Raw genomic sequence first — 16052 nt, 5'->3', positions numbered from 1 at the left:
ACCACCCTCCGTCCGTCGGCCTAGGGTGGCTCCGGTCACGTTTCACGCCAGGTTCGCCACACGCACTGGACGACATACCGACCGGTCGGCATCATGAATCATGTTCTCGTTCGCCCGCCCACAGGAGTGATGTATGAGCGCCGACCACCCGCCGGGACTCGACCTGGACCGGCTGCGCGCCCTGCTCGACCGCGAGCGCCCCGGCCTGGTACACGGCCCGCTGACCGGCCGGCTGATCGAGGGCGGACGGTCGAACCTCACCTACGCGCTCTCCGACGGCGCCTCCCGGTGGGTCGTACGGCGCCCCCCGCTGGGCCACGTCCTGGCCACCGCGCACGACATGAAGCGCGAGCACCGGGTGATCAGCGCCCTGCACCCCACCCGGGTGCCGGTCCCGCGGCCGGTGCTGCTGTGCGAGGACGAGGAGGTGCTCGGGGCGCCGTTCTACGTGATGGAGTTCATGGAGGGCACCCCGTACCGCACCGCCCAGCAGCTCGCACCGCTGGGTGCGGAGCGCACCCGGAACGCGGTGCTGTCCCTGGTGGACACCCTGGTCGAGCTGCACGCCGTGGACCCCGCCGAGGTGGGCCTCGGTGACTTCGGCCGCCCGGAGGGCTTCCTGGACCGCCAGCTGCGCCGGTGGGGCAAGCAGCTGGACGCCTCCCGCAACCGCGAGCTGCGCGGCATCGACGAGCTGCACGCGGCCCTCGGCCGGGCCCTGCCGACGTCCCCCGCCCCGGCCGTCGTGCACGGCGACTACCGCCTCGACAACGTCCTGATCGGGGACGACGACGAGATCAAGGCGATCCTCGACTGGGAGATGTCGACGCTCGGCGACCCGCTCACCGACCTCGGCCTGCTGGTGATGTACAGCCGGCCGCTGGGCATGGCGCACTCCCCCGTCTCCACCACCGCCGAGGCCCCCGGCCACCCCTCCCCGGCCGAACTGGTCGAACGGTACGCCGCTCGCTCGGGGCGCGACGTCTCCGCGGTGTCCTGGTACACGGCGTTCGCCTGGTTCAAGCTCGCCGTGATCCTGGAGGGCATCCACTACCGGTACACGCTGGGCCAGACGGTCGGACGCGGCTTCGACCGCATCGGCGACCTCGTGCCCGTCTTCATCGACCATGGACTGACGACCCTTCAGGAAGGCTGACCGCACATGGACTTCGCGTTCGACGCGCGCACCGAGGAACTGCGCGCCAGGCTCCTCGCCTTCATGGACGAGCACGTGTACCCGGCCGAGGCGGTCGCCGAGGAGCAGCGGGCCGCGCTGGCCTCGCCGTGGGACACCCCGGCGGTGATCGAGGAGCTGAAGGCCGAGGCCCGCAGGCAGGGCCTGTGGAACCTGTTCCTGCCGGACGCCGAGTACGGCGCCGGCCTGACGAACCTGCAGTACGCGCCGCTCGCGGAGATCACCGGCCGGTCCCCGCACCTCGCGCCGACCGCGACGAACTGCGCCGCGCCCGACACCGGGAACATGGAGGTGCTGGCGCAGTTCGGTGACGAGCGGCAGAGGAAGCAGTGGCTGGAGCCGCTGCTGGCGGGCGAGATCCGCTCGGCGTTCGCGATGACCGAGCCGGAGGTCGCCTCCTCGGACGCCACGAACATCACCACGCACATCGAGCGGGACGGCGACGAGTACGTCGTCACCGGCCGCAAGTGGTACATCTCCGGGGCGATGAACCCCGACTGCAGGATCTTCATCGTGATGGGCAAGACGGACCCGGACGGGCCGGACATCCGGCGCCAGCAGTCCATGGTCCTGGTCCCGCGCGACACCCCGGGCGTGACCGTCACGCGCGCGATGCAGGTCTTCGGCTACGAGGACCACTCCCACGGCGGCCACGCCGAGGTGGTCTTCGACCACGCGCGCGTGCCGGCGTCCAACCTGATCGGCGAGGAGGGCGGCGGCTTCGCCATCGCCCAGGCCCGGCTCGGTCCCGGCCGCATCCACCACTGCATGCGGCTGATCGGCATGGCCGAGCGGGCGATCGATCTGATGTGCCGGCGGGCCGTCTCCCGGACGGCGTTCGGCAAGGCGCTGGCGCAGCAGGGCGTGGTGCAGAACTGGATCGCCGACGCCCGGGTCACCGTCGAGCAGCTGCGGCTGCTGGTGCTGAAGACGGCCTGGCTGATGGACACGGTCGGCAACCGGGGCGCCCACACGGAGATCCAGGCCATCAAGATCGCCACCCCGCGTGCGGTGGTCGGCATCCTGGACCGGGCGATCCAGCTGCACGGCGCGGGCGGCGTGAGCCAGGACTTCCCGCTGGCCGAGCTGTACGCGAGCGCCCGCACCCTGATGCTCGCCGACGGCCCGGACGAGGTCCACCAGCGGTCGCTTGCGCGGCGGGAGCTGAAGAAGTACCTGTAGGGACGCGAGGACGAGGGGCGGTCGCCGGGCGGCCGCCCCTCGCGCGTGCCCTGCTACGGCCGCAGCGCCCGCAGCAGCAGGTCGGCGAGGTGGTCGGCGACCTGCTGGGGGGTGAGCGGGCCCTCGGGGCGGTACCAGGTCGACAGGTGGTGGACCGAGCCGAAGTGGTAGTCCACGATCAGGTCGGCCGGGGTCGCGGTGGAGAAGACGCCCGTCTTCTGGCCCTCCTCGACGAGCGCGCGGAACCGCTCATGGTAGCGGCGGCGCTCGGCGCGGACCTGCTTGTTCTTCTCCGGGCTCAGGTGGTGCATCGAGCGGAAGAAGATCATCGCGTCGTCGAGGTGCTCGATCGTCGTGACGACGACGTCCGCCGCCGCGGCCCTCAGCCGCCTGTCGACCGGCTCGTCGGCGTCCGCGAACGCGTCGAGACGCTCCTGCTGGACGCGCAGCATGCGCGCGTACACCTCGTGCAGCAGGTCGTCCTTGGAGCCGAAGTAGTGGTACAGCGCCCCCTTGGTGACACCGGCCGCCTCCACGATCTCCTGCACGGAGGTACGGTCGTACCCCTGCTCGGCGAAGAGCCGGGTGGCGGCGGCCAGCAGCCGCTGGGGCACGGGCGTGCCGTCCCCGTCCGTCGTCCTGGGCACTGCCGCCACCTGCCTTTCCTCGTCGCCTACTGACCGGCGTCGCTGTTGTCGTGCGCTCGGGAACGCAGTTCCCGACGGAGGATCTTGCCACTCGCCGTCTTGGGCAGGTCCGGCAGGATCTCCACCTGGCGCGGGTACTTGTAGGCGGCCAGTCTCTCCTTGCAGTACGCCGCCAGTTCATCCGGGTCCGTCCCGGCACCGGGACGAAGGCTGATGTACGCCTTGACGGTCTCCCCACGGTAGCCGTCGGGGACGCCGACGACGGCCGCCTCGCGCACCGCCGGGTGGGTGTACAGGACGTCTTCGACCTCGCGCGGCCACACCTTGAAGCCGGACGCGTTGATCATGTCCTTCTTGCGGTCGACGACGTACAGCCAGCCCTGTTCGTCGAGGAACCCGATGTCTCCGGTGCGCAGCTCGCCGTCCGGGAAGGTCCGGGCGGTGGCCTCCGGGCGCCGCCAGTAGCCGGGCACCACCTGGGGCCCGCTGACGACGATCTCGCCCGGTTCTCCGAACGGCACCTCCTCGCCCAGCTCGTCCACGATGCGCACGAGCGTGTCCGCGCCGGGCAGGCCCACGGAGAGCGTTCCGGAGACCGGGTCGACGGGCGCCCGGAGGCCGGGCGGGACGGCGGCGCAGGGGCCGGTGCACTCGGTCAGGCCGTAGCCCACGCGGATGTACGGCCCGAGCCGCCCGGCGAACTTCTCCACCAGGGCCGGCGGCACGGGGGCGCCGCCCGAGGAGAGGTTCACGAAGGAGGCGAAGTGCTCGCGGGTGACGTCCGGGTGGGCGGCGAGCGCCATGTAGGCGGTGGAGGGTCCCACGGTGTAGTGCGGGCGGTGCTCGGCGAAGGCGTCCAGGACGGCCCCGGGTTCGAAGCGGTAGCCGAGCACGAGGGTGCCCGCGCTGTTCAGGCAGGCGGCGAACTGGCAGACCATGCCGGTGATGTGGAAGAGGGGCGCGAGCGCGTAGTAGACGGGCGCCTCGGGCAGCCGGAGCCCGGTGCGCTGCCGCTCGGCGTTGTACATGATGTTGCGGTGCGTGTTGGTGGCGCCCTTGGGGGTGCCGCTGGTGCCCGAGGTGTAGCTGATCAGGGCGATGTCGTCCGGGCCCGGCGCACGGCCCTCGGGCGCCCGGCCGCCCTGCCGGGCGACGGTCACCAGGTCGTCGGCGTCCGGGGCCTCGGGCAGTCGCTCGAAGTTGAGCACGCGGGCGTCGTCGCGGGTCTGGAAGTCCCGCTCGCAGCCGGTCAGCACGATGCGCACCGGCGAGCCGGCGGCCGTGTCCCTGAGGTACGCCTCCCAGGCCCGGTCGGAGCAGACCAGCGCGGTCACCTCGCCGTCCCGCAGGACGTGCGCCACCTCGCCCGACTTGTACATGGGGTTGACCGGGACGACGGTCGCGCCCGCCTTCCAGGCGCCGAGCACCGCCAGCACGAAGTGCGGCGAGTTCTGCAGCAGGACGGCCACCCGGTCGCCGCGCTCCAGCCCGCGCTCGGCGAGGTGGGCGGCGACGGAGTCGCTCAGCCGGTCCACCTCGCGGTAGCTCAGGCGGGCGTCGAAGTAGGCGAGGAACGTGCGGTCGGGGGCCTCGGCGACGGCGCCGCGCAGGGCGTGCACGAGGGAGTCCGCCGGGGCGACGGGAGCACGCTGGGCGTCGTCGAGGAGGGCCAGCCAGGGGCGCGACGCGTAGCGGGAGAAGGTCACCGGGCGGCCTCCCACTTGCGCTGGATGTGGTTCATGCCGGCCAGCCAGCGGTCGGGGGCGGCGGCCCGCGCCTGGTAGTACTCGGCGACCTCGGGGTGCGGCAGGATCAGGAAGCGGTCCTCGGCGATGCCCTGGAACAGGGCGTCGGCGACGGCGTCCGGTTCGATCGCGGTCGGCCGGAGCACCAGGTCGCCCGCGCTGCCGGTGGCCGTCAGCATGTCGGTGCGCACGCCCTGCGGGCAGATCGCGTGCACCTTCAGGCCCCGGTGGCGGTAGGTGAGCGAGAGCCACTCGGCGAAGGCGTAGGCGCCGTGCTTGGTGACGCTGTAGGAGGGGGCGCCGATCATGGTGAGGAGTCCGGCCGCCGACACGGTGGACACGAACCGGCCGCCGCCCCGCTCCAGCCAGCCCGGCAGCAGCAGGTGGGCCGCGCGGACGTGCGCCATGACGTTGACGTCCCAGGCCGCCGCCCAGGACCTCTCGTCCAGCGGCCCGCCGTCCCCGCCGTCCTCGAAGGCGACGCCCGCGTTGGCGCAGTAGACGTCGACCGTGCCGCCGAGCGCGTCGCGCGCCTCACCGACGATCGCGGAGGCGTCGCCGGGCACGGCGATGCCGCCGATCTCCTCGGCGACCGCCTCGGCCCCCTGCGCGTCCAGGTCGTTGACGACCACGCGGGCGCCCTCGGCGGCGAACCGCCGGGCCAGCGCGGCCCCGATCCCGCCGCCCGCTCCGGTGACGACCACTCCCGCATCCTGCACGGCTTCCACCATCGGTCTCCTTCGGCACGGCTCCCGCGCGTCGCGCATCGGCTGACCGGGCCAGACTAACCAGTCGGTATGTGTAAAGGAAAGGGTGACTGCAGCAACCTCAAGGGGGGCGGGGCGGTGTCCGCCGAGCGGCTCCGCCCCCCGCGCGCGACCACGACAGACGGCCCGTACCTTCCGGACGGCCCGTACCTTCCGGACGCACGGAGGAACCATGCACCTGTCCCGACGGAACCTGCTCGCGTCGGCCACACTGGCGGCCGCCCCCTCCGGGCCCGCCCACCGCGGACCCGAGCGCCTGCGCACCGGCTTCGAGCGGCTCGCGGCCGACGGCTACTCGCTGCTGTCCGGCCAGAAGGTCGGCGTCGTCACCAACCCCACGGGCGTCACGCGCGACGCCCGCCACATCGTGGACGTCATGCACGCCGACCCCCGCGTGCGGCTGACCGCCGTCTTCGGCCCGGAGCACGGCTTCCGCGGCACCGCGCAGGCCGGCGGCTCCGAGGGCCGCTACGACGACCCGGCGACCGGACTGCCGGTCTACGACACCTACCTCAAGAGCGGCCGGGCGCTGGCCGACGTCTTCACCGCCTCCGGCGTCGACACGGTCGTCTTCGACATCCAGGACGTGGGCGCCCGCTTCTACACCTACATCTGGACCCTGTACGACTGCATGGAGGCGGCCGGACTGGCCGGCCGGCGCTTCGTCGTCCTCGACCGCCCGAACCCGGTGACCGGGCGCGCGGCCCTGGGCCCGGTGCTGCACAGGGAGTTCGCCACCTTCGTCGGCAGGCAGCCGATCGCGCAGGCCCACGGGATGACGGTCGCGGAGCTGGCCCGGCTGTTCGACGGGGAGTTCCTCACCACGCCCGTGCCGCTGCGGACCGTGCTGATGACGGGCTGGACGCGCGCACAGTTCCACGACGCCTCCGGCCTGCCGTGGGTGCCGCCGAGCCCGAACATGCCCACCGCGGACACGGCGCTGGTGTACTCCGGCACCTGCATGTTCGAGGGCACCAACCTGTCCGAGGGGCGGGGCACGACCAGGCCCTTCGAGCTCCTCGGCGCGGAGGGCGTCGACGGACGGTGGGCCGCCGCCGCCGGCGAACTCGGCCTGCCCGGGGTCCGGTTCCGGGAGGCGTACTTCACGCCCACCTTCTCCAAGTTCCAGGGCAGAACCGTCGGAGGGGTGCAGCTCCACGTCCACGACCGGACCGCCTTCGACCCCGTGCGCACCGGGATCGCGCTGCTGGTGACCGCCCGGAAGGTGTGGGACGGGTTCGCCTGGCGGCCGGACGACTGGATCGACAAGCTCACCGGCTCCGCCCGGGTGCGCACGATGATCGACGCGGGCGCCACGGCCGACGAGGTGGCGGCCGCCTGGGAGGACGAGCTGGAGGAGTTCCGGCGGATTCGAAAGGAATATCTGCTCTACAGGTGAGCCGCGGCGTATGGCCAATTCTGCCCCGCCGCAGGACGATACGCCCGCATGGCATCGTTTCAGGGGGGACGAGGGAGCCTGGCATGGCGGATCCTGGGATGAGCGTGACTCCCTACTGGGAGCTGACCTTCGACGCGGACGGGGACGTGGACGGCCCCGAACGCGACCATCTGCTCGCGCAGGTCACGGACCACGGGGTCCGTGACCTGATCGTCTTCGCGCACGGCTGGAACAACGACCGTTCCGGCGCGACCGCGTTGTACCGCCGTTTCCTCGCACCGGTCCCGGCGCTCGCGCCCGGGGCCCGGCTCGGCTACGTGGGCGTGATCTGGCCCTCGATGCGGTTCAGCGACGAGCCCATCCCCGATCTGCCGAGGTCCGTGGCGGCCGTCGAGGCGGCGGGGGCACCGGTCCCGGCGCTGGACAAGGACACGCGGCGCGCGCTGCTCGAGGCCTTTCCGGGCCGGACCACCGTGGTCGCCGAACTGGCCCGGCTGCTGGACGAACGTCCGGACCGGACGGACGGGCTGGCCGAGTTCGGCCGGCTGGTGCGGCTGCTGGTGGACGACGAGCGGCGTCACGGTGCGGCCGACACGGAGGAAGAGGAGGAGGGCGGACCGGCCGTGTTCGCGCTGGATCCGGTGACCGCCTGCGGGGAACTGGCCGGGGCGCTGGCCACGCTCGAGTCGCCGGGCGCGGCCGGGTTCGGCATCCCCAACCCGTGGGACGGCGCCAAGGAACTGCTCAGGCAGGCGACGTACTACACGATGAAACGGCGGGCCGGCACGGTCGGCGAGCACGGACTCGGGCCGCTTGTCGGGCGGCTGGCCGGCGCGGCGCCCGGGGTACGGGTGCACCTGGTCGGGCACAGCTTCGGCGGCCGGCTGGTGGCGTTCGCGCTGCGCGGGCTGCCGGAGGGGGTGCGCGCGGTGAAGTCGGTGACGCTCCTCCAGGGCGCCTTCTCGCACTACGCGTTCGCGGCCCGGCTGCCGCACGACACGGACCGGGCCGGGGCGCTCCGGGACCGGCAGCGGCGCATCGACGGCCCCCTGGTGTGCTGCCACTCGCACTTCGACTCGGCGCTGGGCACGTTCTACCCGCTGGCGTCCCGGGTGTCCGGGGACGACAGGTCGTGTGCGGGCACCGAGATCGCGGCCGTGCTCGGTCCGCGCTGGGGCGCCATGGGCCACGACGGGGTGCAGGCGGTGCCGGGGACCGCCCGGCTGGACCTGGCGGCGGCCCTGAGCGGGCGGCTGCCGGGGTCGGGGTGCGTGAACGTCGACACGGCGGCCGTCGTACGGCGCGGAGGCCCGCCGACCGGCGCGCACAGCGACATCCTGCACCCCGAACTGGCGCGGGTGGTGCTGGCGGCGGGCCGCATCGCCTGACCCGCCGCCCCGGTCACCTCACCGGTGCGAGGTGAACTCCACCACCTGCTGGTAGGTCGGCCGGTTCTGCCAGCCGATCCTGCCGTGCTTGATGCCGCCCAGGGTGCGCTGGACGATCGAGTCGGCGCACCACTGGTCGCCGGCCGAGCACTGGTCGTCGCCCGGGTAGACCTGGGCGGCGGTCGTCCCGGCCGCCTGCTTCAGCGTGCTGATCAGGACGTCCCGGCAGGAGCCGAGGCTGCCGCCGCCGCAGTAGGTGCGCGCGAGGCCGCCCCGCACGGGCTCCCCCAGCACCGCCCGGATGTCCTTGTCGACATAGCTCCACCAGCCGTACTGGAAGGAGCTCCCGGCGTGCGAGCCGGTCGGGCCGTGTCCGGCGGACGGGGTCTCGTCCACGGGCAGGCCGGCGGTGAAGGCGTCGTAGAGGTCACCGCCGAGCCCCGGCTCGAACTCCGCCTTGACGAGCAGCGGCCACCAGGCGTCCAGGATCCGGATCGCGTCGGCGTTCGCGTACGTCTTCGATCCGGCCGAGGTCTGGGTGCGCCGGGCGCCCGCGGTGACCCACGCCTGGAGCTTGTCCACCGCGGCGGCCGCCGTGGGGTCGGTGACCGGCGCGGAGCCGATCACCTTGAGCAGCTTCGGCAGGACGTCCTCGGCGCGCAGGTCGGCGAGGCCCCCCTCCGCCATGGCCCGCACCAGTTGCGCGCGGGTCACCCCGCCTGCCGCGACCAGCTTCCTCACCCGGTCGTCCAGCAGGTTGCCGCGGTGCACGGACCCGTCGCCCCAGGACGCGGTCGTGTAGTCCTCGGCCTGCTTGTTGTTCCAGGAGACGTAGTAGTCCTGGTCGACGGAGTTGGGGTGGGCCGAGGCCGGGGTGTAGTCGGCGGTGTTGGTGGCCGGGTCCCAGTTCCGCCACTCGTACGCCGCCTGTCCCCACACCGGGAACTCGGCGTCGACGCCGCTCGCCCGGACCGGGTTGTCACCGCTGTTGTAGTAGGCGGTGTGCCGGGAGTCGGCGTAGAACCAGTTGAAGGTGTAGTTGATGTGCTGCGCCGCGCTCCGGAAGTCCTCGGGTCCCTTGACGAAGTCGGGGTCGTTGAGCATCTGGAAGCCGATGATGGAGTCGGCCTCGTGCAGGTACGAGGAGCGCAGGGTGGTGTAGGCGACCTTCTTCCCGCCGACGGTCGCGCGGTATGCCACCGGTCCGTACTTCGTGCGCCACACGCGCATGGTGTACGACCCCGCCGCCGTGCCGTCGGCCACGGTCGGCTTCCAGGCGTTCTTCTGCTCGACCTGCTCCATGGCGGTGCAGGTGCCGTGGTACAGGTAGTGGTGGTCGTCCTGGCACAGCTCGACGGCGTAGGTGTCGATGATGTCCTGGCCGGAGGTGGTCGCGCTCCAGGAGTAGTCCTGGCCGCGGCCCAGTTCCACGTACATGCTCAGGCCTGCGAAGGATGCGCCGCGGGCGCTGATGCCGGGCCCCTGGATCTCCTGGAGCATGAGCAGCTGCGGGGCGAAGTACCCGGTCTGCGGCCCGAAGACGGCGACGGGGTGGCCGCTCGCGGTGTGTTCGCCGCTCACCACCAGCGCGTTGGACATGCCGCGCCGGGCCGAGCCGAGGGTGGCCCTCGCCGCCGCGGTGGAGGCCTTCCGGGCGCCGGCGCCGCCGGCGCTGCCGGTGCGGTCGTACACGAGCGGTTCCTCGGTCACCGAGCCGGCGTCGGGCAGGGCCCCGCCCCGGGCGTCGGCGGGCTTGGAGGCGTACGGGAAGCTCTGGCCGTCGTGGACGGTGAGGACGGCCTCGGGGTCGTTGCGCTCCCGGAAGGACTCCCACACCCGGGTGCCCTCCTCCACGCCGTACCGGGACTGGGCGGCCATCAGCGACAGGGCGTTGGTCACCTCGCCGCCGCCGCCGGAGCCGAACAGGGAGCCGATCACGGAGGCCAGGGCCACCAGGTCGCTGACCTTGAAGTGCTCGATGGTTCCGGCGTTGGTGATGGAGTCCTTGTGGCCGGTCAGGACGTACTCGCCGGGGAAGTAACGGCCGCTGTCGGAGGCGTCGATGTAGGCGTTGATGCCGTCCAGGTAGGCCTTGACATCGGCGAGGGCCTGCTGGCCGCGGGCGCCGCTGCCGGCCACGGCCCGGTCGATCTGCGCCTGGAGGTCGGCCTCGGTGTAGGGCGCGTTGCGGTAGAACTGCTGCTCCAGTCCCTGGTTGGCGGGCGCCCCGCCGGCGAAGCCGGTCAGCCGGCCGCGGCCCACGTGCCGGAAGACGTCCATCAGCCACAGCCGGTCCTCACCGGCCGCGTACCCCGCGCCGAACTCGGTGCCGTACCGGGTGGTGCCCGTGATGTGTGGCACACCGGTCTTCTTGTCGCGGACGATCGTCACGTCGCCGCGGCCGGCCGGTTTCTCGGTGGAGGCGACCTGGTCGGGCGGGACGCCGAACGAGGCGTCGGTGAAGAAGGTGTTGAGCGTGGCGTCGGTGAGGCCCGGGTAGCCGGTGGCGAGGTCGGCGTACGGGCCGAGCTGGTCCTCGGCGTGCGCGGGCTGGGTGCCGAAGGCCTGGTTGAGCAGGATCTGCGCGAGCGTCGCGTTGCCGTTCTCACCCGGCGGCAGGATGTCCGAGCACCGGCCGCCGCAGTGGTCGACGGCGGCGGCGGTGCCGGCCGCGGCCGGTGTCTGTGTGATGGGGGAGAGGAGACCGGCGGTCAGGACGCATATGGACGCCGTCTTCAGGAACCCGGAGAGACGGCGGGACGTTCTCACTCTGTCAAGGGCGTTGCGTGGGGTGCGCCGTGGCATGGCAGCTCCTAGCGACAGGGGTGGCCGAACGTTACCGCCGGTATCCCCACGTTCAAAGATGAACATGCGTCAGTTCCCACAGAGCGGCAAGCAGGAGCACGAGAAGAGATGGAGCCGAATCGCCTGTCGATACGTCTATTCGACGACGTCCGTGCGATGACGCCGAACTGACCGAAGTACAGGTGCAGGTGTGACGGAGGTGCAGGGCGATGGCCGGTTTCCGGAGTCTGGCGAGACAGGTACGCGACCCGGACTGCGATCTGGCACTGCGGCGCTACTCGCTGCGCAAGTGCCTTGAGAAGTTCGCCCCTTACGGGCATCGGGCGACCTGGGACCACCTGTGTTCCCGGGCGGGCTTCGGTCCCGAGGACCGCTCCCCCGAACCGGCGCGGCTCGTGGCCGCGTTGGAGGAGCTGGAAGAGGCCCGCTCGGTCTGGCTCGCCTACGAGACGGACTTCACCGAGCGGCGCAAGAAGGAGAAGCACGACGGGCTGCGCCGGCCGGGCAGCGTGGACGACTGGCACCGGATGACCTGGGGCGGGTTCGGGGTCGCCTGGTGCGACGACCCCCGGGTCCACCCGGACGGACCGCTGGCCGAGGTGCTGCGCCGGCTGATCGCCGCCCTGGAGCGGGCGCCGGGCTCCTGCTGCCCGGTGTGCGAGGGGGAACGCCTGGTCTGGCGCTACGGCCTGGACCACGAGCCGTCGTCCGGCCCGGTCTGCGCGGACTGCGGAATCCTGGTGCCGCGGCCCGTGCTCACCCCGCGGGCGCTGGAGTACGCCCGGCGGGAACGGGTGCTGATGTCGGCCTGAGCGGTCCGGGTTCCACCGGGGGTGCGCAGGGGATGCCGCACTCCCGGGTTCGAGGCGGCCGGGATGGACGCGGTGGACCCGGGCAGGTTCGTTCCATGGTGCAGGTGTGTCTCAACGGGCGCCGCTCGGCGGCCGACGGCGCGGGCGTCCCGCTGTCACCCGATGATCTGGCACGCTCGGCAGCCGGCGCGGTGGCCGCCGGGGCCACGTCGGTCCACGTCCACCCCAGGACGCCGTGCGGGCACGACAGCCTCTCCCCGGGCGTGATCGCCCCAGCGCTGGAGGCGATCCGGGCGCGGGTACGGGTCCCCGTGGGCGTGACCACCGGCGCGTGGGCGGAGCCCGATCCGGCGGCGCGGCTCGCCCGGGTGCGCTCATGGCGGGTCCTGCCCGACTTCGCCTCGGTCAACTGGCACGAGCCGGGCGCCGAGGAGGTCGCGGCCCAGTTGCTCGGCGCGGGGGTCGGCGTCGAGGCGGGCATCTGGTCGGGCACGGACGGCGCGGCGCGGTTCGCGCTCTCGCCGGTGCGGACGAGGGTGCTGCGGGTGCTGGCCGAGGTGACCGATCCGCACCCCGCGACCGCCGGGTCCTCGGCGCGGGCCCTGCTGGCCGGACTGGGCACGGCGGCCGGCCGTCCCGTCCTGCTGCACGGCGAGGAGGGCGGCGCCTGGCCGGTGCTGCGGCTGGCCGGCCGCCTGGGTCTGGCCACGCGCATCGGCCTGGAGGACACGCTGCTGCTGCCGGACGGCCGACGGGCCGTCTCCAACGCCGAGTTGGTGGCGGAGGCACTGCTCCAGTACGGCCGCGGCGCGCAGTCGGCGGGGGACCGGGGACCAGGACGTTAGCAGTTCCGAATCCGGTGGCTCCACCCGTTTCCGGTGCGGACAGTGGGGGTGATGAAACACGTCCGCCGGGCGCCGACGCGCCCGCACGCCTGAGGAGCCGCGATGTCGACGCTGCGCGTCACCGCCGAAGTGCTGACCGTCCACGAGCACCCGAACGCCGATGCGCTGGAGCTGGCCCAGGTGGGCCTGTACCGGGCCGTCGTCGCCAAGGGTGCCTACCGCACCGGTGAGGCCGCCGTCTACATCCCCGAGCAGGCCGTGCTCCCGGCTGCGCTGATCGAGGAACTGGGCCTGACCGGGCGGCTGGCGGGCGGCGAGGCGAACCGCGTCAAGGCGGTGCGGCTGCGCGGTGAGCTGTCGCAGGGCATCGTGTGCCGGCCGCGGGCTCTGGCGGACGTCGACCTGGCGCGGGCGGCGGCCGAGGGCACGGACTTCGCGCGGTCGCTGGGCATCACCAAGTGGGTGCCGCCGATCCCGCCGACGATGGACGGGGAGGTCGAGCAGGCACCGGACCTGCTGCCGTGGGTGGACATCGAGAACGTCCAGCGCTATCCGGACATCTTCGTGCCGGGCGAGCAGGTCGTGCTGACGGAGAAGCTGCACGGCTCGGCGTGCCTGCTGACGTACGTCGCCGGCGAGGGGCGGGTGTACGTGTCCTCGAAGGGGTTCGGGGCCAAGTCGCTGGCGCTGCGGGAGGATCCGCGGAACCTGTACTGGCGGGCGGTGCGCGGTCACGGGGTCGCCGAGGCGGCCGCCCGGCTGGCCGACCGGCTCGGGGCGCGCCGGGTCGGCATCTTCGGGGAGGTGTACGGCGCGGGGGTGCAGGACCTGTCGTACGGGGCCGACGGGCGCCGGGAGACGCTGGGGTACGCGGCGTTCGACGTGTCGGCGGAGGTGGACGGGGCGGTGCGCTGGCTGGACCCGGGTGAGGTGCTGGGCGGGGAGCTGCCGTCGGTGCCCCGGCTGTACGCGGGGCCGTACGACGTCGCGCGCGTGCTGGAGTTCGCGAGCGGGCGCGAGACGGTGTCGGGGCGGGGGCTGCACCTGCGGGAGGGCGTGGTGATCCGGCCCGCGGTGGAGCGGTACAGCGCGGTGACGGGGGGCCGGGCCATCGCCAAGGCGGTGAGCCCGGCGTACCTGACCCGGAAGGGCGGGACGGAGTACGAGTGACAGGCCGTCGGCTGCGGTTCGGTGCGTCACGGCTGCCCGCCGGGTGACGCACCGTCGCCTGCGGTTCGGTGCGTGTCGCCTGCCCGCCGGGTGACGTGCCGTCGGCTGCGGTCCGATGCGTCACGGCTGCCCGCCGGGGGACGTGCCGTCGGCTGCGACCGGCCCGGGGGACGTCGCTCGCCCGCGCTGTCGGGGTGCCTCCCCCAGAGGGGGTACCCCCAGCGCCCACCCGTGCCGCCCCAGCGGCACGACTGCCCGCAGCCGCGGCGGCTGTGGCGCGGGGAACCGCGCTATCGGCCGCCGTGCGCCCGCGGCCGGTGCCGGTGCCGGGCCGGAGCCCCACGGTCTCAGCCGCGCAGCGGTCGGCGTTCCTCGGCCAGGAGGCGGGAGCCGGTCAGGCGCTCGCCGGAGATGTCGTCCGGGTTGGACAGGACGCAGTTCTCCAGGGAGAGGCAGCCGCAGCCGATGCAGTCGGTGAGGTGGTCGCGCAGCCGGTTCAGCTGCCTGATCCGCTCGTCCAGTTCCGAGCGCCACTTCTCCGACAGCCGCGCCCAGTCCGCACGTGTCGGCGTCCGCTCCTCGGGCAGCTCGGCCAGCGCCTCGCGGATCGTGGCCAGCGGGATGCCGACCCGCTGCGCCGCGCGGACGAAGGCGACCCGGCGCAGGGTGTCCCGGCTGTAGCGGCGCTGGTTGCCGGACGTACGGCGGCTGGTGATGAGGCCCTTGGACTCGTAGAAGTGCAGGGCGGAGACGGCGGCGCCGCTGCGGGCGGACAGCTGGCCGACGGTCAGCTCGTGGATCTTCTCCGGGATCTGGGGCACTCCTCAGAGATTACCCACCCGAACGGCCCCGCCGTCCGTTGACATCGGCCCGGCGGCCGACCATGCTAAGCAGTCGCTTAGAGATGCGAGCGAGAGGCCGGGAACATGGCAGAACCGAGGATCTTCACCTCCCCCGACGAGCTGAGGGCGGCGGTGGGCGAGCAGCTGGGCCACACCGACTGGCTGGAGGTCGACCAGAAGCGGATCGACCTGTTCGCGGAGGCCACCGGGGACCACCAGTGGATCCACGTGGACCCTGAGAAGGCCGCCGAGGGGCCGTTCCGGACGACCATCGCGCACGGTTACCTCACGCTGTCCCTGCTCCCGCTGTTCGGCCCGCAGCTGATCCGGGTCGAGGGCGTGAAGATGGGCGTCAACTACGGCACGAACAAGGTCCGCTTCCCCGCCCCCGTCCCGGTGGGCTCCCGGCTGCGCGCGACGGCGAGGATCACCGGCGTCGAGGACGTCACCGGCGGTGTCCAGGTGGCGGTCGCCTTCACCGTGGAGCGCGAGGGCGGCGACAAGCCGGTGTGCGTGGCGGAGTCGGTGGCCCGGTACTACCTGTGAGCGCCCGGTCCCGCCGGGGACCGCTCCGCCCGGGGGCGCGCTAGCGCGCCCCCACCATCCGGAGCACCAGGTCGGCGTAGAGCTCGCCGACCTGCTCGGGGGTGCGCGGGCCGTTCACGGTGAACCAGCGGGCCACGTCGATGCACAGCGACAGCACCGCGAGGGTGGTGCCCTGGACGTCCGCCACGTCGAACTCGCCCGCGGCCACGCCGTCCTCGACGATGCCGCGCACCTCGGCGTCCACCTGGCGGCGCAGCGCGACGATCTCGGCGCGGGCCTCGGGACCGAGGGCGTCGAGCTCGTACTGCACGACCCGTGCGGTGGTGCGCCGCCCGGCGTGCCAGCGGACGAAGGAACTGACGGCGTCAGCCAGCCGCTCCTTGGCGCTGCCCTCGCGGCCGGCCGCCGTGCGCAGGATGTCGAGGGCCTTGTCGTGGCCGATCCGGCTGATCCGGTGGAGCAGCTCTTCCTTGGTCTTGTAGTGGATGTAGAGCGCGGCCGGGCTCATGCCGGCGCGGCTCGCGATGTCGCGGGTCGTCGTGGCGTGGTAGCCACGCTCGGCGAAGGCCTCCACGGCGGCGACCAGCAGCCGCCGGGCCGCGTCAGGGGTGACCTCTTCCCACGGCTCCACTTCGCCGCCGGTCGTCTCCTCCGCCGTGCTCATCCTGGTTGGCCCCTCTCGGTGACAGAGGCACCACCATACCGCTGA

Annotated in this window: 14 protein-coding genes; 8 read left to right on the top strand and 6 right to left on the bottom strand. The window is 73.0% G+C overall.

Annotated elements, in window-relative coordinates; all coding sequences use genetic code 11:
- Positions 1 to 133 precede the first annotated feature (133 nt).
- Both IE177_RS13665 and IE177_RS13660 read left to right on the top strand, forming a co-directional pair.
- Positions 134 to 1156 (top strand): phosphotransferase family protein, encoded by a 1023-nt coding sequence (locus IE177_RS13665; protein WP_190015582.1) that lies wholly within the window; start codon positions 134 to 136, stop codon positions 1154 to 1156.
- Between the two features lie 6 nt (positions 1157 to 1162).
- Positions 1163 to 2377: an acyl-CoA dehydrogenase family protein gene (locus IE177_RS13660; RefSeq protein WP_190015581.1), complete on the top strand. Its 1215-nt coding sequence runs from the start codon at positions 1163 to 1165 to the stop codon at positions 2375 to 2377.
- Positions 2378 to 2430: 53 nt separating this feature from the next.
- Here IE177_RS13660 and IE177_RS13655 read toward each other — a convergent pair whose 3' ends face one another.
- The 3 genes from IE177_RS13655 to IE177_RS13645 are packed head-to-tail and all read right to left on the bottom strand — an operon-like array spanning position 2431 to position 5500.
- Positions 2431 to 3024: a TetR/AcrR family transcriptional regulator gene (locus tag IE177_RS13655; RefSeq protein WP_190015853.1), complete on the bottom strand. Its 594-nt coding sequence runs from the start codon at positions 3022 to 3024 to the stop codon at positions 2431 to 2433.
- Between the two features lie 26 nt (positions 3025 to 3050).
- Complete coding sequence (locus IE177_RS13650; protein WP_190015580.1) at positions 3051 to 4730, bottom strand: class I adenylate-forming enzyme family protein; 1680 nt, start codon at positions 4728 to 4730, stop codon at positions 3051 to 3053.
- Positions 4727 to 5500 carry an SDR family oxidoreductase gene (locus IE177_RS13645; RefSeq protein WP_190015579.1) on the bottom strand — a complete coding sequence of 258 codons (774 nt, stop codon included), beginning with the start codon at positions 5498 to 5500 and terminating at the stop codon, positions 4727 to 4729. Before IE177_RS13645 ends, IE177_RS13650 begins: the two co-directional genes overlap by 4 nt.
- A gap of 208 nt (positions 5501 to 5708) precedes the next feature.
- Here IE177_RS13645 and IE177_RS13640 point away from each other — a divergent pair, with 208 nt between their 5' ends.
- Positions 5709 to 6935, top strand: coding sequence for an exo-beta-N-acetylmuramidase NamZ family protein (locus IE177_RS13640; protein WP_190015578.1), 1227 nt, complete (start codon positions 5709 to 5711; stop codon positions 6933 to 6935).
- Positions 6936 to 7018: 83 nt separating this feature from the next.
- Positions 7019 to 8323: a serine-threonine protein kinase gene (locus IE177_RS13635; protein WP_190015577.1), complete on the top strand. Its 1305-nt coding sequence runs from the start codon at positions 7019 to 7021 to the stop codon at positions 8321 to 8323.
- Between the two features lie 18 nt (positions 8324 to 8341).
- Here IE177_RS13635 and IE177_RS13630 read toward each other — a convergent pair whose 3' ends face one another.
- Positions 8342 to 11128: a penicillin acylase family protein gene (locus IE177_RS13630; protein ID WP_190015576.1), complete on the bottom strand. Its 2787-nt coding sequence runs from the start codon at positions 11126 to 11128 to the stop codon at positions 8342 to 8344.
- A gap of 209 nt (positions 11129 to 11337) precedes the next feature.
- On the opposite strand from IE177_RS13630, the gene IE177_RS13625 reads away from it, so the two are divergent.
- From IE177_RS13625 to IE177_RS13615, 3 genes are all read left to right on the top strand, one after another.
- Complete coding sequence (locus tag IE177_RS13625) at positions 11338 to 11940, top strand: hypothetical protein (RefSeq protein WP_190015575.1); 603 nt, start codon at positions 11338 to 11340, stop codon at positions 11938 to 11940.
- Positions 11941 to 12035: 95 nt separating this feature from the next.
- Positions 12036 to 12785, top strand: a complete 750-nt coding sequence (locus tag IE177_RS13620; RefSeq protein WP_190015574.1) for a 3-keto-5-aminohexanoate cleavage protein — start codon at positions 12036 to 12038, stop codon at positions 12783 to 12785.
- 102 nt (positions 12786 to 12887) lie between these two features.
- Entirely contained in the window at positions 12888 to 13955 is a 1068-nt protein-coding gene (locus tag IE177_RS13615) for an RNA ligase (ATP) (RefSeq protein WP_190015573.1), read from the top strand.
- A gap of 347 nt (positions 13956 to 14302) precedes the next feature.
- On the opposite strand, the gene soxR is transcribed toward IE177_RS13615, so the two are convergent.
- Positions 14303 to 14776: a redox-sensitive transcriptional activator SoxR gene (gene soxR / locus IE177_RS13610; protein WP_190015572.1), complete on the bottom strand. Its 474-nt coding sequence runs from the start codon at positions 14774 to 14776 to the stop codon at positions 14303 to 14305.
- A gap of 105 nt (positions 14777 to 14881) precedes the next feature.
- Between soxR and IE177_RS13605 the strand changes: the two genes are divergently transcribed.
- Positions 14882 to 15343, top strand: a complete 462-nt coding sequence (locus IE177_RS13605; protein WP_190015571.1) for a MaoC family dehydratase — start codon at positions 14882 to 14884, stop codon at positions 15341 to 15343.
- A gap of 40 nt (positions 15344 to 15383) precedes the next feature.
- Here the strand turns inward: IE177_RS13605 and IE177_RS13600 are convergent, their stop codons facing one another.
- Entirely contained in the window at positions 15384 to 16007 is a 624-nt protein-coding gene (locus IE177_RS13600) for a TetR/AcrR family transcriptional regulator (protein ID WP_190015570.1), read from the bottom strand.
- Positions 16008 to 16052 lie beyond the last annotated feature (45 nt).

Source organism: Streptomyces lucensis JCM 4490, from assembly GCF_014650035.1.
Taxonomy (GTDB): domain Bacteria; phylum Actinomycetota; class Actinomycetes; order Streptomycetales; family Streptomycetaceae; genus Streptomyces; species Streptomyces lucensis.
Note: the sequence above shows the minus strand (reverse complement) of the source record. Positions and strands in the feature narration are given on the sequence as shown.